General features: G+C 41.0%; 25 protein-coding genes. 4 read left to right on the forward strand and 21 right to left on the reverse strand.

What is annotated here, in order from left to right:
- Positions 1-13: 13 nt before the first annotated feature.
- The 5 genes from floA to mtaB form a co-directional block, all read right to left on the reverse strand.
- Positions 14-1,024: a flotillin-like protein FloA gene (floA, locus tag N1I80_RS12845; RefSeq protein WP_340738261.1), complete on the reverse strand. Its 1,011-nt coding sequence runs from the start codon at positions 1,022-1,024 to the stop codon at positions 14-16.
- Complete coding sequence (locus N1I80_RS12850) at positions 1,024-2,361, reverse strand: NfeD family protein (RefSeq protein ID WP_340738262.1); 1,338 nt, start codon at positions 2,359-2,361, stop codon at positions 1,024-1,026. The genes floA and N1I80_RS12850 overlap by 1 nt, the downstream gene beginning before the upstream one ends.
- A 180-nt stretch (positions 2,362-2,541) precedes the next feature.
- The gene (gene rpsU / locus N1I80_RS12855; RefSeq protein ID WP_016426884.1) at positions 2,542-2,715 is read right to left on the reverse strand and encodes a 30S ribosomal protein S21; all 174 of its coding nucleotides are present in this window, start codon (positions 2,713-2,715) and stop codon (positions 2,542-2,544) included.
- 162 nt (positions 2,716-2,877) lie between these two features.
- Entirely contained in the window at positions 2,878-3,549 is a 672-nt protein-coding gene (gene deoC, locus N1I80_RS12860) for a deoxyribose-phosphate aldolase (protein WP_340738263.1), read from the reverse strand.
- A 117-nt stretch (positions 3,550-3,666) separates the two neighbouring features.
- Complete coding sequence (gene mtaB, locus N1I80_RS12865) at positions 3,667-5,022, reverse strand: tRNA (N(6)-L-threonylcarbamoyladenosine(37)-C(2))-methylthiotransferase MtaB (protein WP_340738264.1); 1,356 nt, start codon at positions 5,020-5,022, stop codon at positions 3,667-3,669.
- Between the two features lie 473 nt (positions 5,023-5,495).
- Here mtaB and N1I80_RS12870 point away from each other — a divergent pair, with 473 nt between their 5' ends.
- Positions 5,496-6,338, forward strand: a complete 843-nt coding sequence (locus N1I80_RS12870) for a hypothetical protein (RefSeq protein WP_340738265.1) — start codon at positions 5,496-5,498, stop codon at positions 6,336-6,338.
- A gap of 636 nt (positions 6,339-6,974) precedes the next feature.
- Positions 6,975-7,550 carry a hypothetical protein gene (locus N1I80_RS12875; RefSeq protein ID WP_340738266.1) on the forward strand — a complete coding sequence of 192 codons (576 nt, stop codon included), beginning with the start codon at positions 6,975-6,977 and terminating at the stop codon, positions 7,548-7,550.
- A 50-nt stretch (positions 7,551-7,600) separates the two neighbouring features.
- Here N1I80_RS12875 and N1I80_RS12880 read toward each other — a convergent pair whose 3' ends face one another.
- Complete coding sequence (locus tag N1I80_RS12880) at positions 7,601-7,813, reverse strand: transcriptional regulator (RefSeq protein ID WP_340740043.1); 213 nt, start codon at positions 7,811-7,813, stop codon at positions 7,601-7,603.
- 110 nt (positions 7,814-7,923) lie between these two features.
- Between N1I80_RS12880 and N1I80_RS12885 the strand changes: the two genes are divergently transcribed.
- Together N1I80_RS12885 and N1I80_RS12890 are read left to right on the forward strand one after the other, a co-directional pair.
- Entirely contained in the window at positions 7,924-8,130 is a 207-nt protein-coding gene (locus N1I80_RS12885; RefSeq protein WP_340738267.1) for a hypothetical protein, read from the forward strand.
- Between the two features lie 497 nt (positions 8,131-8,627).
- A complete protein-coding gene (locus N1I80_RS12890) occupies positions 8,628-8,873 on the forward strand; it encodes a DNA-binding protein (RefSeq protein WP_340738268.1) in 246 nt (81 codons plus the stop codon).
- Between the two features lie 46 nt (positions 8,874-8,919).
- Here the strand turns inward: N1I80_RS12890 and N1I80_RS12895 are convergent, their stop codons facing one another.
- From N1I80_RS12895 to N1I80_RS12965, 15 genes are all read right to left on the reverse strand, one after another.
- Positions 8,920-9,597 carry a peptidoglycan recognition protein family protein gene (locus N1I80_RS12895; protein ID WP_340738269.1) on the reverse strand — a complete coding sequence of 226 codons (678 nt, stop codon included), beginning with the start codon at positions 9,595-9,597 and terminating at the stop codon, positions 8,920-8,922.
- A complete protein-coding gene (locus tag N1I80_RS12900; protein WP_340738270.1) occupies positions 9,597-10,013 on the reverse strand; it encodes a phage holin family protein in 417 nt (138 codons plus the stop codon). Before N1I80_RS12900 ends, N1I80_RS12895 begins: the two co-directional genes overlap by 1 nt.
- Positions 10,014-10,067: 54 nt before the next feature.
- On the reverse strand, positions 10,068-12,071 hold the full coding sequence (locus tag N1I80_RS12905) for a non-contractile tail sheath protein (protein WP_340738271.1): 2,004 nt from the start codon (positions 12,069-12,071) through the stop codon (positions 10,068-10,070).
- Positions 12,072-12,073: 2 nt separating this feature from the next.
- Positions 12,074-13,258 (reverse strand): phage tail protein, encoded by a 1,185-nt coding sequence (locus tag N1I80_RS12910; protein WP_340738272.1) that lies wholly within the window; start codon positions 13,256-13,258, stop codon positions 12,074-12,076.
- Positions 13,259-13,268: 10 nt separating this feature from the next.
- Entirely contained in the window at positions 13,269-13,640 is a 372-nt protein-coding gene (locus N1I80_RS12915; protein ID WP_340738273.1) for a phage tail fiber protein, read from the reverse strand.
- A gap of 3 nt (positions 13,641-13,643) precedes the next feature.
- Positions 13,644-14,039 carry a distal tail protein Dit gene (locus tag N1I80_RS12920; protein WP_340738274.1) on the reverse strand — a complete coding sequence of 132 codons (396 nt, stop codon included), beginning with the start codon at positions 14,037-14,039 and terminating at the stop codon, positions 13,644-13,646.
- On the reverse strand, positions 14,036-18,139 hold the full coding sequence (locus N1I80_RS12925; protein WP_340738275.1) for a phage tail tape measure protein: 4,104 nt from the start codon (positions 18,137-18,139) through the stop codon (positions 14,036-14,038). Before N1I80_RS12925 ends, N1I80_RS12920 begins: the two co-directional genes overlap by 4 nt.
- Positions 18,140-18,400 carry a hypothetical protein gene (locus tag N1I80_RS12930; protein ID WP_340738276.1) on the reverse strand — a complete coding sequence of 87 codons (261 nt, stop codon included), beginning with the start codon at positions 18,398-18,400 and terminating at the stop codon, positions 18,140-18,142.
- A gap of 47 nt (positions 18,401-18,447) precedes the next feature.
- Complete coding sequence (locus N1I80_RS12935; protein WP_340738277.1) at positions 18,448-18,777, reverse strand: hypothetical protein; 330 nt, start codon at positions 18,775-18,777, stop codon at positions 18,448-18,450.
- A gap of 80 nt (positions 18,778-18,857) precedes the next feature.
- Positions 18,858-19,445 (reverse strand): hypothetical protein, encoded by a 588-nt coding sequence (locus N1I80_RS12940; RefSeq protein WP_340738278.1) that lies wholly within the window; start codon positions 19,443-19,445, stop codon positions 18,858-18,860.
- Positions 19,446-19,448: 3 nt separating this feature from the next.
- Complete coding sequence (locus tag N1I80_RS12945; protein WP_340738279.1) at positions 19,449-19,601, reverse strand: hypothetical protein; 153 nt, start codon at positions 19,599-19,601, stop codon at positions 19,449-19,451.
- A gap of 3 nt (positions 19,602-19,604) precedes the next feature.
- Positions 19,605-19,982 carry a tail completion protein gp17 gene (gene gp17, locus N1I80_RS12950; protein ID WP_340738280.1) on the reverse strand — a complete coding sequence of 126 codons (378 nt, stop codon included), beginning with the start codon at positions 19,980-19,982 and terminating at the stop codon, positions 19,605-19,607.
- A 4-nt stretch (positions 19,983-19,986) separates the two neighbouring features.
- The gene (locus N1I80_RS12955) at positions 19,987-20,400 is read right to left on the reverse strand and encodes an HK97-gp10 family putative phage morphogenesis protein (RefSeq protein WP_340738281.1); all 414 of its coding nucleotides are present in this window, start codon (positions 20,398-20,400) and stop codon (positions 19,987-19,989) included.
- A complete protein-coding gene (locus N1I80_RS12960) occupies positions 20,400-20,723 on the reverse strand; it encodes a phage head closure protein (protein WP_340738282.1) in 324 nt (107 codons plus the stop codon). Before N1I80_RS12960 ends, N1I80_RS12955 begins: the two co-directional genes overlap by 1 nt.
- Complete coding sequence (locus N1I80_RS12965) at positions 20,720-20,935, reverse strand: hypothetical protein (protein ID WP_340738283.1); 216 nt, start codon at positions 20,933-20,935, stop codon at positions 20,720-20,722. The genes N1I80_RS12960 and N1I80_RS12965 overlap by 4 nt, the downstream gene beginning before the upstream one ends.
- Between the last annotated feature and the right edge of the window lie 2 nt (positions 20,936-20,937).

Consider the following 20,937-nt stretch of genomic DNA (forward strand, 5'->3'; position numbering starts at 1 on the left):
GGCTGATTATGAATTAGTTCTTTTTAAGATCTGGATTGCTATGATCTCCATCAAAACCACTAATCGAATCACGCATACCTGTGTCTGCTTGGATATTTTTATAATTCATATAATCCATGACACCAATATTACCTGTGCGTAGCGCTTCTGCCATTGCAAGCGGAACTTCTGCTTCAGATGCAACAACTTTAGCACGCATTTCTTCTACTTTCGCCTTCATTTCCTGCTCATTGGCAACAGCCATTGCACGGCGTTCTTCCGCTTTTGCCTGTGCGATGTTTTTATCCGCCATAGCCTGCTCAGTTTGAAGCTCTGCACCGATATTTTTACCGATATCAACGTCTGCGATATCAATGGAAAGAATTTCGAATGCCGTCCCTGAGTCAAGACCTTTTGCTAATACAGTTTGAGAAATCATATCTGGATTTTCCAATACTTTCGCATGGTCAATCGATGAACCGATTGTTGAGATAATCCCCTCACCAACACGGGCAACGATTGTTTCTTCACCAGCACCCCCGACAAGGCGGTCGATGTTAGCACGCACTGTAATACGTGCTTTTGCTTTTACTTCAATCCCGTTCATTGCCACACCGGCGATGAATGGTGTTTCAATAACTTTCGGGTTAACGGACATTTGAACAGCTTCTAGTACGTCACGACCCGCTAGGTCAATGGCAGCACAACGTTCAAAAGTCAATTCGATGTTGGCACGGTGTGCAGCGATAAGCGCGTTAACAACACGGTCAACGTTACCTCCTGCAAGATAGTGACTTTCCAATTGGTTAATGGATACATCCAGTCCTGCCTTATGTGCTTTAATAAGCGGATTGACAATACGACTTGGAATAACTCGACGAAGACGCATCCCGATTAGTGTGAAAATACTTACGCGTACACCTGCAGCCATGGCAGAAATCCATAGCGTGACAGGGACTAATGTGAAAAATATGGACAATACGATGATTGCTATGACAACGATAGCGATCATCCCAATTGTGCCTGCTCCTACAAATGCTGTCATTATTCATTCTCCCCTTTCTCTACTGATTCCCTAACTACAACTCGGGAACCTTCAACCTTCACAATACTAACACTTATTCCTTTATCAATGTAGCTTCCTTCAGAAACAACATCAATTCTTTCTCCATCCAGCTCGATAGTCCCAGCTGGCCTAAGCGGAGTGGACGTTTTAGCAATACGTCCGAGTAATTCTACCCTGTTGACATTCGACACATAACCGAGCTCTGTATCTGTCGAATCCATTAGCACAACTTTGTTGAGCAAATGCAACTTTTTACCGAAAAACTTCATAATAATCACCATCCCCGTGACAGCAATAGCAATCGCGATAAGGACAGAGCCTGCCATATACATCGGATTGCCGCCCGCCATAATGATACTACCAATAATTGCGAGCGAACCAATAGCTCCTGCTATACCATGCGGGAGGAAGAATTCCGCAACGACGAGAATCGCCCCAATGATGAACAGAATAATCGTTTCATAGCCCGCAAGTCCAGCCACTAAATGCCCGTAGAAAAATAACACGAATGCGATAAGGGACATTGTTCCCGGCACACCAAATCCTGGGGAATACAATTCCAGTACAAGACCAAGGCTCGCAATCGATAACAAGATTGGAACAACGACCGGATTTGTAATAATGCTTGCTAGACTTTCTGCGAATGTTTTATTTGTTGAAATAATTTCGGCATTTTCGTAGCCAGTTTTTTGTAATAACTCTTTAAATGAAGCTACTGTTCCTTCACTATAGCCGACTTCCTCCGCCTCCGAAGCAGTCAGCGTTAACAATTTACCTACGCCCGCCCGGTATTCAGGAATATCAGTCGAGCTATCCGCCATGGCTTGCGCGTATTTTGGTTTGCGACCATGATCCGACGACTCCGCAGCACTCACCATATCTGCCACCCACGCACTATGCACTTTATCTGCCGCCGCATTACCTGACGATTCAATTACTTGTGCAGCACCCATTGTGGCGTTCTTCGCCATATAAATGTCATCTGCATGAAGTGCGATGAACGCGCCAGCTGAAAGCGCTTTTGGATTGACGTAAGCGATTATCCGAAGCTCTGTCTCGTCCATCAACTTGGCTATCTCCCAAGCCGCATCCACAAAGCCACCCGGTGTATTAATCTCCAGGATAATCGCTTTCGCTCCTGCTTCCTCAGCTTCTGAAAACGAGCGTTGCAAAAATGCATATAATCCTTTTTCAACTTCTTTTTTAATCGGAACTTTATATACTATTTGACTTGCCGCTTCAGGTGCTGCGAACGGAAATGCAAACGTCGAGACGAATAAAATGAACAGGAGCACGCTTCCTATCATTTTACGCATTGTAGTTTCACCTCTTTCTACATTTTATTATATCTCTATATACGGGTGAAAAGCTCGGAAGTTTCATTTTTCTTTTAAAAAAATTCATCACAACAACAAATAAACCGGAAAACCCCTAAGGATTTTCCGGTTTACCAAATTTTAGATTCATTACAAGATTGAATTCATGGCAACAGGAAATTAGAACTTACGTTTCCTTGCAGCTTCAGATTTCTTTTTACGTTTTACGCTTGGTTTCTCATAAAACTCGCGCTTTCTTACCTCTTGTATTGTTCCACTTTTGGATACAGTACGTTTGAAGCGGCGAAGAGCATCTTCAAGCGATTCGTTTTTACGAACAACAGTTTTCGACATATCTCTTGTCCCTCCCTCCAAACACACTTCGTACGTGACCAAGTGCCATGTACTCAAGAATTATACCGCATAATTTAAAATCGGTCAATATAAAACTTTTAAATTTAATTGCTAAATTGAAGACTCCTCTGAAATCTGCGCGTGAGTAGATAGTAGATCAGATTAATAATCTGAAGTAGAGGCTAATCCCTGCATAATTTGAACACCTGAGCTGGCACCAATTCGTGTTGCGCCTGCATCAATCATTTTTTTCATGTCTTCAAAACTGCGAACGCCGCCTGAAGCTTTGACGCCTGTTTTTGGTCCTACAACTGCTCGCATCAGTTTAATATCTTCTTCTGTTGCACCACCAGTTGAAAAGCCTGTTGACGTCTTCACAAAATCAGCACCTGCGAGAATAGATAGCTCACAAGCTTTTCTTTTTTCCTGTTCTGTCAGCAAAGCTGATTCAATAATCACTTTGACAATTGCTTTCCCTTTAGCTGCCTGTACGACAGCTTCAATATCCTGTTTGACAAGCTCATCCTCACCGCCACGCAGTGCGCCGATATTAATGACCATATCGATTTCCCCTGCACCGTTTTCAATCGCATTGGTCGTTTCGAATGCTTTCACTTCGGAAGTTGATGCTCCCAGAGGAAAGCCAATCACTGTGCATACTTTAACAGGTGAACCTTCCAGTGCTGTCGCTGCTGTTTTCACCCAAGTTGGATTGACACAGACAGATGCAAAAGTGTATTGACGCGCTTCTTGACAAAGCTCCATAATTTCATCTTTTTTCGCATCAGCTTTTAGTAATGTATGATCGATATAAGTTGCAAACTCCGTATTCAAATGAATACCTCCCTCAAGTTGTCCGTACTTCTATCATCATATCAATAATTGTCTGTTTCTGCACGAAAAAAACCATTCCTACCAATTAAGGCTGGAACGGCTTTTTCAATACACAATTTAAGCATGTACTTGTTCGCCTTCAACAACGCGAACAAATTGGGCCTCGTTATATGGATAGCCCGGCTTTGTAATTTTTACACGGACAATTTTACCGACCATTGATTCATCGGCTAGAAAGACAACTTTCAAATAATTATCCGTGTAGCCTTCATAAAGGCCACTATCCGGATCCAATTTATAAGTTGCTTCTGGAATGACTTCAAGCACTTCATCCTCAAAGGTTGACGCATATTGTTTCGCCAGTTGATCGTTCAATTCGATCAAGCGATGTACGCGTTCATTTTTTACGTCTTCATCCACTTGGTCTCCCATCCTAGCGGCAGGCGTACCCGTCCGTTTCGAATAAGGGAAAACATGCAGCTCAGAAAAACGATAATCTCGGATGAAATTATACGTATCCATAAATTCCTCTTCCGTCTCGCCAGGGAAACCAACAATGACGTCTGAAGTGATAGCTAGCTGTGGTAACGCCTCACGAAGTCTATCTAAACGCTCCGCAAAAAATTCCATCGTATATTTTCTACGCATCCGTTTTAGCACTGTATCTGAACCAGACTGAATCGGGATATGTAGATGACGAACAACAACTTTTGACTCTCTCAAAACATCGATGACTTCATCTGTTATTTGACTTGCTTCAATCGAACTAATACGCAAACGCTTAAGCCCTGTCACTTGAGACTCCAAATCACGCAGTAAACGCGCAAGATTATAGTCCTTCAAATCTTCCCCATAACCACCTGTATGAATTCCCGTAAGTACAAGTTCTAAATACCCTGCGTCCACCAGCTGTTGCGCTTGACGAATTACTTCTTGTGGATCACGTGAGCGCATCAAGCCACGCGCCCAAGGAATGATACAAAATGTACAGAAGTTATTACAGCCTTCTTGGATTTTTAGCGATGCACGTGTACGATCCGTAAATGCCGGTACATCAAGCTCTTCATAAACTCTATTTTTCATAATGTTACGAACGGCATTAATCGGCTGACGCTCTACGCGATACTCATCAATCAAACCAAGTAACTTATGTCGGTCCTGTGTCCCCACAACAATGTCCACACCTGGAATTGCCATGATTTCAGCAGGTGAAGTCTGTGCGTAACAACCCGTCACACAAATAACCGCATCAGGGTTTTTCCGAATCGCACGACGGATCACTTGCCGACTCTTCTTATCACCCGTATTGGTAACTGTGCATGTATTGATGACATAAACGTCAGAATTCCTCTCAAAATCTTCGCGATCGTAGCCAACCTCTTTAAAAAGTTGCCAAATCGCCTCAGTTTCATAATGATTCACTTTGCAGCCTAAAGTATACATAGATACGGTTTTCGGAAGCTCATTACTCATAATATATCTACCCTTTCATGACGTGTAATTTACTACAATTAATTTAGTCAAATAAAATGTCAACGTATTTTATGATAGCATAAATAAACTATTCGTTACAGAAAACAGATGACTAATTACTAGTAGCGGGTTCAGTTGATAGAGAGAAAAACGCTATTAACAATGTAAATGTCAAGTTAATCAGCATATGTTTCAACAGCTAATTGACAATATAAATGGCAAGTAAAAACGCTCAGAATAAATATGAGCGTTTTTTGACGTATATTTATTATCCTTACTTCACCAAAGAACCCTGTTAGTTGAATAAGATGTTTACTATGGAACATAGGTGATTCAATCATATAGCAATGTAGAAAATAAACGAGGAGAACATTATATTCAATAGAATATGACAACTTAAGCTTTTGAATAAACAAATATGTTAAAATAGAATTTGGAGTTTTAAAAATACTACTTACCAAGGAGGTAATCGTATGGCACAAGGTATGATCGGGGGAATGACTAACTATGAAGACCAATCTATTGGAGATATCTTAGAAGATATAAAGGGGTGGATCTCTTATACCGAAGAAATTAGAAATTTAATTGAAACAGGCATAGATATATTGAAAGAAAATGGGTATTGGAATAATATCCCTTATAGTTTCCAAGCGACACTATTATCAAGTATTAGATGTCAAAATACATTCCTTTATGACTTACAATTAGTTGTAAATGCAATTGAACAAGATAAACTAAGTGTAAGAGAAGTAAATCTAATGAAGAAAATCGGGAAGAATGCAATAGAATATAATACTAAGTATGGGATATCATATAAAGAAGAGTCTCGATGGAAAGAATATGATAATAAGGATTTTCGAGTTGCAGAAAATTTATATGCAAAAGGCAGAGATTATTTTGTTACACTGCAAGATGCATCCAATTTTTCTGGAAGGTTACCAGATTACATTAATACTATTCCACCTTCTGTAAACCAAAATATCTACCAAACAATTCAAGGTAATGGTAATGTGGTCGCTGGGAACAATAGCGGGACGATGAATAAATTTGAAATAAATGCATCGCAATTCTCAAATGATATAGAGTCTGCAATAGAGAAACTTAAGTCGAGTCAGGATATAGATGATCAACTTAGAAAATATATTACTGAAATCTTAGATGAATCTAAATCAGCTGTACAACAGGGTGATTTAGATGCACAAGCTAATTCTAAATTAAAAATGAAAAGCTTCCTGATGGGTGCAGGTGCTAACGCAACTAATCTTTTAAGTATAATAGGTTCTTACTTTAGTATTGCTTCATATTTTCAATTTTAATCTAAATCTAAATGGTCTTTCGTAATGTCTATAAATTCTTTATCAAAGAGATGTTTTTCTGATAGCCTTCTTCGGCTTAACGAAAGACGTCTTTTCTGTTTTCGGCGTTCACCTTTGAATGTATGACCACTATTGTTTTGACAAGGTGCTAATATCTACATTAAACAAATGATAAACTCAATGCAATCTACGCCATTTTTGTTGAAATGTTCAGCATCCTTACAAAAATACCATCTTATTAAAATAAACTGCCCGTTAGTTTAAGTGAAACCTTTCACAATATCTATTTAGATTAACATAAAAACTCCAATATCCTACAAGAAACAAGTGTTACGAATTACCTTTAGCATATCAATTCGCAACCCTTTTAGCACTAGTTTTAACGACATCACAAAAATTTATGTGATAGTTTCAATTCGCTTGTGAATTGATGTGCTAATTCATTTGTTAAACCCGTTAAAGTATTGATGTAACAACAAAAAAGGAGACACCAATTTGAACGCTATTTAATGTTTTCTCCCCATCATCCGAACCCGTTAAATTAATAGTTGTCTGTTTTTTCTTTTTATCCAACTATAGCCAAATCGCAAAATATATCGTACTATGGAACTATCCAAAAAATAGGGGGAATAAAATTTGAAAAAACTTATAGGTTTTTTGTCACTATCAACAATCTTGTTACTAACTGCGTGCGGGTCGAAAGAAGAACCAGAAGAAAAAGTAGAAGCTTCAGCACCAGTTGAAAAAGTAGAAGAATCAAAAGAAATAAAAGAAGAACTAGTTGAAGAGAAAATAGATTTAGATTCCTACATCAGCGATACATTTGATCCTTTCGTAAGACATATCACAGCGAATATAGATACGAATTGGGAATTCTATATGCTTGAACCTTTCGACAGGCTAGAAGCCGGTGGTAGTCTTGATGCGTTTCATTCTGATTTGTCGCTACTGGTTAATTTGTATAATGGAGTCGTTAAAAGTATTGACGAAGAAGAAACACCTGCCCACTTTTCAGAACTTGATATAGATGCGCTGAATTATATCAAATCGGAATTAAAGAATTCGATTAATAAACGGATTGAAGCCGCGTACTTGATTATGGATGTTGATACTGCCGAGGAAACATTTAGAGTAGATGTAAGCACGCACTTATTAGAAGGAAACAAACATTTAGAGAATGCAGTAGGCATGTACTCTAATCTACTGAATTAAAAACAACGACCTTTCCGATTAACTGGACTGGTCGTTTTAATTTACCTTCATTATATGACATCCCTCTCTCTGTGGATGACGGGAACGAGCGCCAAAACGTTGTCAATGGTAAAGGTACGTCTAGTACTTCTTAGATGACAGTACGCCCTAAACGACCCCTCACCAACATGCAATACCTTCACCCTCCGTTTGCTTACTCCACCGTCCTTAGCAATATACATCATATCCAGAGACTCACCATATTCCAATGACTTGATTAACATATTACGCACACTCGTTCCCTCCTCTTTTCATCATTATACCGAATGAATGTTCCTATTGCGACTACCAAATATATGTTAAATAATAGAGGTGTGTAAAAGGGGGAATTTGGATGGAAAGAGTGATAAAAGTACGAGTTCCAACTAAAATGCAGGTGAGATTCAATCTAGCTTTGAATGCGAATAAGGAAGTTGAAGAAGAGGTACTATGTATGTTGATAGCCGGTTACGTGGAAAAGCACGAAGAGGATGTAGCAGCGAAGAAGTTGAACGAAGAAGCTAATCTTTTGAAAACAAAAAATGCGACTCCCTCAAATTAATGAGTGGGCCGCATTTTATTTCAGTAATTTATTTCAAATAAAGCCAAATATAATACGTATATCTATTGACTTAAGTTAATAGATATAGTATAATTAAGATAGAAAGGAGGGGAACAAAGTGGATACGGATAAGATTTTAACTTATCTAATCGCAATATCGACAGTAATTAGCTTACTCACCGGGTCAGCTAAAAACATACACGATATGCGAGTAAATAAGAAAAAGCGACGCACTCCCGCAAAGAAGAAACGTCGCAAATGACAAGAAGGGGAAGAAATTCCCCTCTCTTCTTAAATCTTATCATATCCATCTCATTATGAAAAATATAACTTACGTTGCGGCTTTTGCATTTGCTTTGTATATTTTGATTGATGTCGTCAATTGGAAAGAACCACAGTTCTTTGATTACTCAATAATCGTCATTTACTCACTATGCTTAATTTTAGTGATAGTGAACATTGTGTTATATGTCAAAAAGAAAAGGATGTGAAATACCGTGGGATACAAAGTTGAAACCAAAGATGAATTTATCGCTTTGGTTCAAACTGAAATATTAACATCATCAGAGGTATTGAATGAATTACAAATATCAAGGCAAGCATTAGGGTCGCTTGTGAAACGTGGGAAATTGGTTCCCGTCAAAGAGTTAAGCCGGGATAAGTTATTTTTGAGGGAAGATATTGAAAGCCGTAAAGCAGCGTCACAAGAGCTAAATGCAAAATACAGACCGTATGACGAATAAACGCAAAAAAGACCAGGCTCACGAATGAGTACCTGGTCTTTTTGCTTTACTTATTTACCGCAACAACGCACTTAACCGCTAACCCCAACATGTCTGCGTCTGTCAGCGCGCCACTAGATAGCTTGTCTGTCCATAACGTATTAGCGCCTGCCTTGATGGCTGCATCCACAACAATTTGCCGGTGTGCCTTACTGGCTAATGATGCTTCTGTTTCTTTTTGCAATGTTGGACTTGAAAATTTCCGTTTGTCCTCCACAGTTGAAGTTGTAGACGGCGTACTCAATCTAGCACGTACAGCAGCCATATTTACAGCTGGACAATTAGTAGATTGACCTGTAAATTCATTGTGACCTTTTACAGCGCTTGCGGGCAATCCTAGCTTGTCCATCCAATAGCGTGTCCGTTCATCAAATACGCGTTCCTGCTCTGCTGTAAATGAGCCATTGCCCACCAGGCAGATATTATAAATGTATGAGTTTTGTCCACCTACACCATTCGTGATTTCTTCGGGGTCATAGCACAATTCCACAGTGCCATCTCGTAAGATAATTTCGTGATAGCCACCAGTCCCCCACTTTTTTGTCTTATTCCAGTAATTCCAGAATGCGGACCAATCTCCCTCGTCGGTAGCTGAGTGGTGACGGGCAATGTTTTCAATCGCTGATAATGCCCGTGTACCGTTTGTTCGTGGTGTGATGGACCGTAAATCCTTGACAGTAACCATTACTTCACATCCTTTTTACTATTCATGATTTCTTTCAATTTCCCAATAAAAAAACTCAAAGGTGTCGGCATTTCTAGTCCGAGTTTCTTTGAGTTTTCTTCAAGCGATATTAATTCCATAACTATAAAATATAACGCTACAAAATTAGGTAAAACCTCTCCTGCATCGTATCCCAGTTCAAGTAAAATCAAATAAATGAGGTTGGATACGCCTACCCACATCCACATGATGCCTTTTTTTATGCCGCCTTGAAAAGCGCGTAACGATGACCGTTGTTGCCAATTTGCAGTTAATCCTGTCGCGTAATCAAGCACATTTAAAACGATTAGCGCGGTTAATAAAATAGACCATCCACCTAAAAAATATGCTACAAAACTCGTAACACCTAAAATTACATACCGCTTAACTTCTTCCAAATTCAATCACTCCTTATTTTTAGGTAAACAAAAAGAACGCCCACAATTGGACGCTCAATCTATTTCCTCTTCATCCGGCATATTAACAGTCTTATATAGCGCACAATCAGACACATAAGTGTTTAATTGTGGTACCCAGCTATCTCTCCTAATCTGAGTGCCTGCCCAAATAAACACTTCGCGATAGCCCCTACCTAAAGCCTGTTGTGCTGCCCGCTCAATTAGCGGCCATTCCTTCCACGCCATTTCCGCTAGTAGCACGAATCCAGAAAAATAATGTTGTTGCGAAAAATCATAATCCATATCTAACCAAGCCTGTGCAAAAACATCTTCATGTGCTGGCACTTCTCGCGTCACCCAGTCATAATCTTCAATTTGGATAAAGTCCAAGTTTGGGCTGCTCCAATATTCAAATGGCGCATTTACGATTCGCAAAAATTCTGGTACACGGTCAACATCTAATACGGATGGAGGGAAAAATAGTATCGTGAACTGGCTGTTTGCATAACTATTAGCTATCCCCTTCATGAACTCTGTGTACTCGCCAAGATACTGCTGCAACTTATAAGCTACTTCTATATTTTGTGGCGTCATTTCAATGTCAGACGTGGGATAGTAAGGTAAATCATAGCCCATTTCATTTCTAAATCTATTAATCGTCCCATCATCATAAAAGCACGGAGGGCGTCCCGGAAATTCTGTATTGACGTCGCCCGGCGCGAACTCTTGCCACCAATACCATGACTCCCCAAGCTGCAAGATGGGCTGAAAGCCTTCAGCAACCACAATATCGAGACAATCCCTTGTAATACGGTCAATGTACGTCTTTACAGCGTCGTTATTGATACTATAAAAAGATGTAGGTGGTTGCCAACCTGTTTGCCCTGGATAGCCATCCGACATCCTTTGTTTCCATTCTTCCGGCATTTGCAGATTTTCCATTGCGACTGAAGTTACAAATTCATTGAACCCGTTCAATCTCATGTGCTTCAGGTAACTGTGTAACCAGGTACTAAAAGCGGTATTGATACCGACGGTCGGGTCAAGATACATTGTCGTGTGCCCTTCATTAAGAAAGCCCTCTGATCCCCATTTATCATAAAAATGAGATGCCCCGATGTATAAATTAATGATGCCTTCGTAACCCAACAATCTCATGGCCTCGATTAATCTCTTTGGATTTTTGTTATATTCATCGTCAAACCCCTCTGCCAATCGATAGGGATTGGTTGGCATCCGAGGAGGCTTTGGCCCCAAATTACCTCCGGTAGTTTTCATACCATTAAAATTCAATTTAAAGGCGTCACTGCGACCCGTACATTCCAGTTCGCCAGAAACGAAGTAAGTTGGGATAACCGGAAAGGTAACACTATGGATATCACTGGAAGACAATTTAACCATGGCATTAGGGTGTGTCCCTTCCGAGATGTTATTGAAATCGATGGTGTATTCTTCCCCAACACTATAATCATAAGACACCGAAGTCCAGGCATCGAATGGAATGCTTCCGGCAGCTGTATAGAATTCTCCTCTTACGAAGTCCATGTCATAGTCAGATCCAAGTTCACCATTTCCATTGAATGTCTCACAGATGGATTCCCCTTCATCATCAAGATGACAGACAGTTTTTGTCCATGTCACTCGAGGAGCAACTGGCGAGATCCACCGATGAGTTAACTCAATCTTTCCATCAAAATTGAAATGGTCTGTGTGGTGCATCTTTCGCCTTAAAAAACCTAAGGTAAGATAACTCAAGGCATCCCCCTCGCCATAACGAATGATGGCAGCAGGTTGTTGATCTACATCTGCAAAGTCTGCTGTTTGAAAATAAGAAGGAGTGAAAGAGAATTTAGTTCCAGAGTAATCTCTGTTGGTCGGGTACTTGACATAATCATGCATCCAGAAATCTTCACTACTAAATCTTAGTCCAACATAATCTCCGATAGTCCTGAAATGCCCTGTCACTTGAAGAGCATCTTCGGCCAAACTCGTTACAACTCCGATTGCCTCATAGTTAAATAGCGTGGTAAATAAATCTGGATGAAACCTATTGTACATCGTTAAGTCCTCCCAATCGCATGCATAGTGACTTGTCCAGTTCCACCACCAGAGATGTAGACGCCAGTGTAAAGCGTTAAACCATTTTCCTGTGCAGTTATAAACGAGACAGCAGGCCGTGAACTACTACCATATACTTGAGCATTGACAGTTGGAATAGCCCTGTATTTTTGACTGAAGTTAATGGTGACAGATCCATTGAACGGCACGGTAGCCCACTCCGTCCACACATTTCCTTTTTTTAGTCCGGTACCATCTTCATCCTCGTCAGAACTTAAACTAATCTCCATATAAGAGATGCCCGTCATATGAATCTGGTCTATTAATTTGAAGCCTTTATCTTCCTCATCTTCGTCATTTAAATCATCACCAGGTCTAAAAAAATCTAGGAATGTGTTGCCTACTTGTATCCGCGGTGTGATTTTTTGAAACGGATTTCTTTCATAGGATAATACTCGTAAGACTGTATCGACGTGCAATAAATCATCAATAATGCGCACACTATCGCCCAATTCAAGCGAGGATAAATCTTCATATTCGGACAAATGCCCCATATCTAATACATCAACTTCATAAGCATACCGCGGCGCTATATCTCTATAATCAAAATCAGTTTCGACGCCTATTAAATTTTCACCTAATTTAAATACTAACGGGTTAATCCCAGACCCTATTTTCCCCCGCCCTTCTACAATGTTGACTTCGTAGTTATCCCACAGCATTTCATAGTTTAAAAATCGAGCGAGTTCTATCAATTTCCCTCTGGCATCCTTAGAGGATGGCCGAAAGTAAATGACACCAATAATATCCGAATTGGCGACGTGTCCAAGTTCAAAGGGTGTTCCAGTCAAGATTTGCCGCACAATATTTTCGGGTGTGTCCTCATATTCTTCGACTTCATCGGGATAATCAATTAAATGATATGATACATGCTCGTATTCTACTTTAAAGTCAATTTTCGAGTCTCTTATATTTTGCGCCCTCGCTATTTTGAAATATTGCCCATCTACATCTATCAATAGTAGATGACTCAAATAACTCGCAACTTGACTCGATGGAGTTCGAAAAGATAAGGTGTAACCTGCGTTAATTTCCTCGCGTACGATAGGGTCGATAATATCATACAGCTTTGTAACTTCTTGTTTAGTGTCTCTGTCTATGACAGGGAGATAAGGTCTATCCTCCACCGCTATCACCTCAATCCAACGATACTTTTAAAGCGCCTGTTTCAATCTTAATCCCGCCGCCAGACGACTCTATAGGCGTGGTTAGCGCTTTGTAAGCAAGTAAATTACCCCCGTACTGAGCATCTCGTACGCCCGCATGCGTTACAGATTCATATCCTCCGGCAATTGCCGGAAATTCGATTGGTGCCGCATTACTAATAGTAGCTTTACCACCGACTGCACTGGGATATGAAAAACCAATACTTTGACGTTGGTAACCAGCACTACCAACCTCTACACCGCTATCATCCTCACCTGGATTGGACCTGTATAAGGCTAAAAAAGAACCAGCAAATTCACTACTTAATATTTTCATCTCCAAATACTTGCTCAAATTCGACATTATTCACACCCCTTTTGCATATGGCTTGCAACGAAACACAACAGTAAACGTGCCGTACTGCGCAATTTGCTCCGTATTAATATTCCCCGTAACTTTTCCATTGTAAAAATAACTTGGATCATCATCAAAGATTAATCGCTTACGCTCGTCTGTGGTTAGCCACACGCCGACTTGTCTGCATGCATCAAAAAAAGACATCCCTGGTGGAGTGTCAAGAAAAAAATCGACCTCTACATTGATGTCTTTTGCGGATTTGTCAGCAATCAAGAAATCCCCATCCTTATGTGGGATAGGGATATATTCATCCTTGTTGTCCGGCATCAAGGGGCGTCTTGACGATAGCATCACTAAATTTAATGTACTGCAATGTATGCTATTAAAACGTACTCCATCAGTCATCTTCCGCCCCTCCCTCTATTGGTCTGTTGTTCTAAATTATAGAATTCCCGCGCAACTTTCTTGATATCCATCTCTTCGCGCACATGGAATACAGCACCTTCTAGCATTCGCTCATAGTTATACGTATTATTTTGGATGACCCCTTTTTCGTTTGCAGCTGAAGGAATTGGACCAGACGCCAATACCATCGAATCCGAGGAAGGCAAAGCTAAATTCGCCATATCCCCCATCACCTGCGCTGTTTTTTTCAATTCTGCATCCACATTTTGCAATAACCCGCTACTAGACAAGTCTATATTCAAAGCCGACTCCATCGCATCTTTGACAGACGTAGCAATAGACATCGCTTTTTCCTTCAAAGCAGATTCCATTGACGACAACCCGTCCAGCAAACTTGACATTGCATTCTTCCCAATGCCTTCAAGCCCCGCGAACTCTTCATCCGCCGTCGTGGTGAGTGCACGTATCTGTTCGATAAAGCTATCCTTTTCCGCATCCAATTCTGCGTTCGCTGCACTATAGACACCTTCAATATTTTTAGCCATATCATCACGCATCCCAGACATTTCATTTACGGCCAAAGTACGTGCTAATGCAGCTTTTTCTTTATACATATCAGAGTACTTCGATAACTGATCGCTCGTTAATTCGTTCAGCGCGATTAGATCCGGTAACGCCTTCGGTCCCATCTCCCTGATTTCCGCAAGCATTCCAACATCAAGTGGATGAGATGATAGTTTTTCCATCTCTGACTGCCATCGTTTTAAACCGTCTAGCTGGCCTTGCAAGTTATTAAAAATCTGGTCGCCCGTTCGTTCGACTTTAATATCGAACTGATCATATAAACTTACAAAGGAAAACAGCGACTTGGCCCTATCGTCTTCCGCCTTCATGTATTCTTTCTGTAAATCTTCCGCACTTTTTTTAGCACGTTCATTAATATCATTGATTTTCTTCGTATGGTCCGTCTGTATTTTCACAACTTCATCATTGACTACTTTGAGTGATTTCTGATAAGCCTTTTGAGCATCCACACGCTCTTTTGTACCGACTTTAAACTCTTGCGTAGCCTTCTTCCATACTTCGACTTCTGCAACCATGGATAGCTCTTCTGTGGATTTCTTGTCCTCGACAAATTGTTTAATAGCAGCGAGTCGCTCTTTGGCAGCTTGGGCCTCTTTCTTTTGCATATCCGCCCAAGCTTTATCATTAGCCGCAATAAGTTTCTTTTGCTCATCTTCATTCAGCTTTATTAATTTAGCAGACGCATCCTGCTGAATCTGATAGACTCTTTTTTCGCCAGTCGTTACGATTTGACCTTTTTTATTTTTACTGGTTTTCAGTGCATTTTGGGACGATTGCGCTGTCTTTCTTGCAAGTTCAGCGCGTTTTTTGGAGTAATCATCCTTGATGGCCACTCGTTTCTTTTCATTTTCATCATCTATCTTGACAATTTCATCGGCATTTTTTTTAGATGCATCTGCAATAACTTTACCGAGTTCTTCCACAACTTTTTTATTTTCATCAAATGTGGACGCGACACCGACAGCAACACCTCTACCAGTATCCGCGCCTAGAGGTATCATTTCAGTAGCCGGGGATGCAATGCCCATGACCTTCGCGAATGACTCCTTAATGCTGTTACCAAGCTCTTTTGCTTTATCCCACAAAGCAGATGCCATACTACCAATCCCGTTGATTAACCCGAGTATGATATCTTTACCGATTTGTTTTAAGTTGATGCCTTTAAAAAATTTCATGACACCATTCCAAATTGTTGAGATTACATTTTTCACTGTACCGAAAATATTTTTAATGGACGATAACATGTTTGTGAAATTCGTTTTGACACCGCTATAAATTCCTTTTGCGACTGTTACAACAATTTCCCTCAACGCATTCCAAATCGATGCCCCAAACGCTCTTAATGTTCCGAAAATATTTACGGTTGTATTATACATATTTCGGAAGAAACCAAGCACAGAGTTGACCATGCCGTTTGCTAAATTTCGTCCTGTTGTTGCAAAACTTTTGAAAAAGTTAACAATGCCTGTTGCGAGACTTTTAATGATTCCCAAGCTATTTTTCAACAGATTGGCAAATAGCGCACGTAAGCCACCGACAAACGTTAGAGTCATCCAGCCTATGATGAAATCAATTGCGCCGAAAAATATCTGCTTGATACCTTCCCACATTTTTCCGAAATCACCAGTGAATAATCCAGTGAATACTTTGACCAATCCCATGATGATGTCAAGCGCTCCGCCAATTACTTGTTTGATGGCTGTCCACACCATATCGATGATGAATAATACACCTGGCATCACAAATTCAATAACCGCCATAATGCCGTTAAACACATTTTCGACAGCGGCCAAAAACTGAGCACCGTTTTCATCCCAGAAAGTTTTAATGGCTGCTAGTTTTTCTTGGACAAATGAGGAGATATGACCGATTGCAATAGTGACGGCGTTTTTCAATACCTCGAATGCAGTAGTGACAGTAGTCCGGAAAGTCTCACTTTTTGTCCATAGCTGTTGGAATATCAAACCAAGCCCAGCAACAGCCAACACAGCAAGTCCAATTGGACCTGTTAACGCTCCGATTAGACCACCAGCACCTGCCGCACCGCCTGCCAGTCCACCAAATGCGCTAATGAGGACGCCGATGTTTGTAACCATAAATCCAATTGCAGTCAAGACGGGTCCGAGTACAGCAGCAAATCCTGCTACTGCAATAATCGTACCTTGTAGCCCTGTATCTAATTCAGTAAATTTAGTGGCAAATTCCCCAACCATTTCAATAACTGGTTTCACGACATCTAGCATGTGGAGCAATGATGGGATAAGGGCGCCGCCGAGTGTCATACCGACCTCTTTAATAGCATTCTTGAATGTTGCCAATTGTGCCTCTGTTGTCTTGTAGCGTTCAGCTGCTTCATTTTGCAGTGCGGTGCCATCTTCCCACGCTGAATTTGCTATTTGCATGGATTCTGCAAGCAGTTCGTTAGCACCACCAACCCGAAGGAGGGTATCCCTCAATAAAACACCGTCTATACCCATTTCTTGCAACATGTTAATTGCCGATGTTCCGTTCTCTTCCGCATTTGCTAACCCATCAATAAATGATGCGATAGCTCCCATAGCATCTTCTTCAAACGATTTTTTGAACTGTTCGCCAGTCATGCCTGCAACATCTGCAAAGCCCTGTAAATCCACTCCAGCATCAAGAATTGCCTTCAATTCAACTTTGGTCATGCCCATGTCTTCCGCCATATTGCCAAATGCTTTACCACTGTGGGAAGCCATCATTTGCAAATCACGCAAAGACATTCCGGTACCCGCTAACACTTCCTGTACTTTTGTAAATCCCGATGAAGTGGCGACCTGCATGCTGGACATAACACGCGACATTGCCGTTCCGCCCATCTCAGCGCGAATACCTACGGAAGTGAGGGCTGTTGAAAGGGCTATAATATCCGCCTCAGACATACCGATTTGTGCCCCGGCACCCGCCAGCCGCAAGCCCATATCTACAATTTCTGACTCAGTAGTTGCAAAGTTATTCCCTAAATCAACAATAGTAGCGCCTAGTTTGCTGAAATCATTTTGTGACATGTTCATGATATTTGCAAAACGGGCAAGAGCCGTAGCTGCTTCATCCGCGCTCATATTCGTAGCGACTCCTAAATCACTCATAGTGCTGGTAAAGGATAAGATGTTTTTCGTTTCAATCCCTAATTGTCCTGCCGCTTCAGCGATTCCGGCTAATTCAGTAGCGCTTGTCGGACCTGCTTTTGCCATATCCCTAATGCCTGTTTCTAATTCAGCAAACACTTCTTCCGTTGCATCAACTGTTTTTCTAACGCCTGCAAATGCTGATTCAAAGTCGATAGCCGCTTTAAGAGATCCACCACCAATTGCCGCGAGTGGCACCGTGATACTTTTCGTAAGTGCGCCGCCCGCATTTGATAAGTCCCGACCAACATTTTCAATACTACGGCCAAACCGTTGCACTTCTGATTGCGCTTGATTAAATGTGTCTGATAGTCCGCCCATATTTCCGATGATTCCCACGGTCAACTGACCTAATAGCGACATTTACACATCTCCTTTCTCGCTATTAGGAGTCTTGATTCTGTCCCCATAGCGTTTATGAAAAGCGGCTAAATCCGGCGTGGTTGAAACATTCTTTTTCTTCGGTTCTTCCGCACCAAAAAGGCCAACCGCAATGCGACTGACCAAAATGTTTGCTTTATCTTTTTCGAATTCAATACCGTGGTCGTGATACATGTAGATTTCTATAAGCGTCATATAGTCGAGCATGTGAGTAGGTGTTGCCCAAGCATACATGCTGCCCATTCGTGCAAAGATTTTCCCGAGTTCGATTTCAATCGGCTTCCCGGGCTTTACTCGTTTTTTACTTCTTCCGCCTTTTTCGCGCGGTCACGCATTGGTTTCAACACAAATTCAATGAGTGCTAGAAGTTGGTCAATGCTGGTGTTATCAATAATCCAGTCTTCTGTAATATCGGACTTGGATGGTTTACAAATTTTCGTCACCAGATCCAGAACGATTGGAAAGCTTTCATCCGAACCACTTGTTAAGATGCTTGACTTTTTCGCAATTTCCAATGTGACGCGTGACGGAATTTTCGACACATCAATTTCAACACCTGCTAAAATTACGGTACGTTTATCTGGCACCAGTTTATCTAAATCTAAAATATTTGCATCCATTTATTTATCCTCCAATTAGAAAAAAGCACCCTTTTATAGAGTGCTTTTCATATTTTATTTTCAAGTATTCTGTTAGTAAATCACGGCGTCGGAACTGCGCCCTGCTCGCTGTAAATTTCAAATAACTGTTCGCCGAGAACCTTGCTTGTATCCACAAAACCAACCATTTCGATTGGCGTAGCCGCCGGATCGTCATCATCTTCAGATGGGAAATTAATAGTAATTCCTGTTTCGGTAGTCGCTTTGAAAACTGTAATACGGAACTCTTCATCTTTTTCATTGTAGTTTGTGACACGGACTACACGGGGTTTGAATTCGCTAAACCCACCCGATAGCAATTGGATAGCCGCTTTCTTCGCCGCTTCACCTTCGCCTTCCACAGCGGGGATTTCCGTCAATTTGTCGATACCACCACGCAACATAGCAAGCGTTTCGAGATTGATTTCTACTAAATCACCTGCTAGCTTCGCCGTATGATTTTTCAAAAACTCTTTAATCACACCGACGTTATCCGCTCTGACCGTCACTTTCTCCCATGACTCTTCAAAAGTGACACCGTTCATGGCGCCTAAATCGACTAATGTTTCTTCCGTTTCCCCGACCTCAAATTTTGCTGAACCGAAAATAATAGTGTCAGCATTCTGCGTTGTTGTCATTGTTCTTGTCATGTATTATTCCTCCTCAATATCAATTTCGCTAGTGTCTGTTATGCTAATAGATACTTCTTTATTTTTGTATTTAGCAATAAATTCCTTGACTGGAATGTCGTCTATACAAAGTTCATTATCAGCATTTTCCTTCAATACGCCATAAATACTTAACATATTTCATTCCTCCCGATAAATAAATTTAAAATCAATTGCAATATGATAAAGTTTTGTACGATCTTCATACTGATCAACCGAGTTTTCATATACACCTTGGATAATTCGCGTACTGCCCATATTCCCTTTGAAGCGCTGAAAAGCGTATCGAATTTCTTTTTCAATTTCCTTAGCCTCTGTATACCGAGTGGAAAACACAGAAAATTGATAGCGAGGAAAAGCGACGTCAATGTTATGGTGACGTGCACCAGAAATTTCAAGGTACGCCACAGACGGCATAGTTGCGTTTTCAGGTATCCACCCAGGATGTACACGGGTATCCAGTAACTCTTTTAATCGTGGTTGAGCGAGTAAGTGATTTCGCAAATCAACAGCAATCATGCAATCACGTCCCTTGTGCTAGTAGCGCTGCGCGTAAACCGTTAACCAAGTGCTTACGTATCTTTGACTTACTTTTATCCAACGACGGGCGTAAAAACGGGCGTGGTGGTTGGTGACTACTCCCTAGTTCATAAAAAGTAATGTAGAAACGATTCGCCTTATCACCAACGACCACATTTGCATAAAAGAAGCCTTTTTTGTTAGTCCCAACTTCTATTTTCAACGATTCGCGTGCCGCACCAGATTTAATAGGCACACGGGCATCGGCTTCACGAAAGACAATTTCAGCAGCTTCAGCAACAAGGATTCTCAATTGCTCCTTTAATGCTTCGTCTGCGTTTTGTAACGCTCTGACTACATCGTCTACACCCTCAATACGTAACCGCATCCGGCTGTTCGGTCTCATCCTGCGCGCCATTATTGACGCCCCCTGCACATAATTTGCAGTTCTTTTTCGGCAAATTCTGGTTCAATGACATATAAAAATTCAAATTCAGAACCTTTAATTCTTGCAGCCATCGTCCTGTCAATCCCTTCACGATACCGAATCCGTATTCGTGTAGTAACTTCTGCGTTGACTTGCATGGCCGCAAAGAGTTCACGCCCGTACAGCGGCTCAATCGCCGCCCATACAGTCGCTACTGGTTGCCAATCATCGAGTGGTTGCCCCGCCTCATCCACATCTTCCGGAGTGGGAGGACGAATGATACTAATGCGATTTCTTAATTTACCAATGTTCACTTTGCATCATCTTTTTTCTTTTCTACCTTTTCAACTTCTTGCTTTTCCGGTACTTTTTTCGGCTTTTCTGGTACTTCCACTTTTTCGATAAACCTTAACTTAATAAGGTTTTCAGCACGGCTTTCATCCGCCGTTGTATAACCATCACCAGCCGAAAATAATTTCATTTTCTGTTCCCGACACTTGAAACGTTTCAAAACTTTGTATTTCATCT

Origin of the sequence: Sporosarcina sp. FSL K6-3457, from assembly GCF_038007285.1 — a bacterium.
GTDB lineage: Bacteria > Bacillota > Bacilli > Bacillales_A > Planococcaceae > Sporosarcina.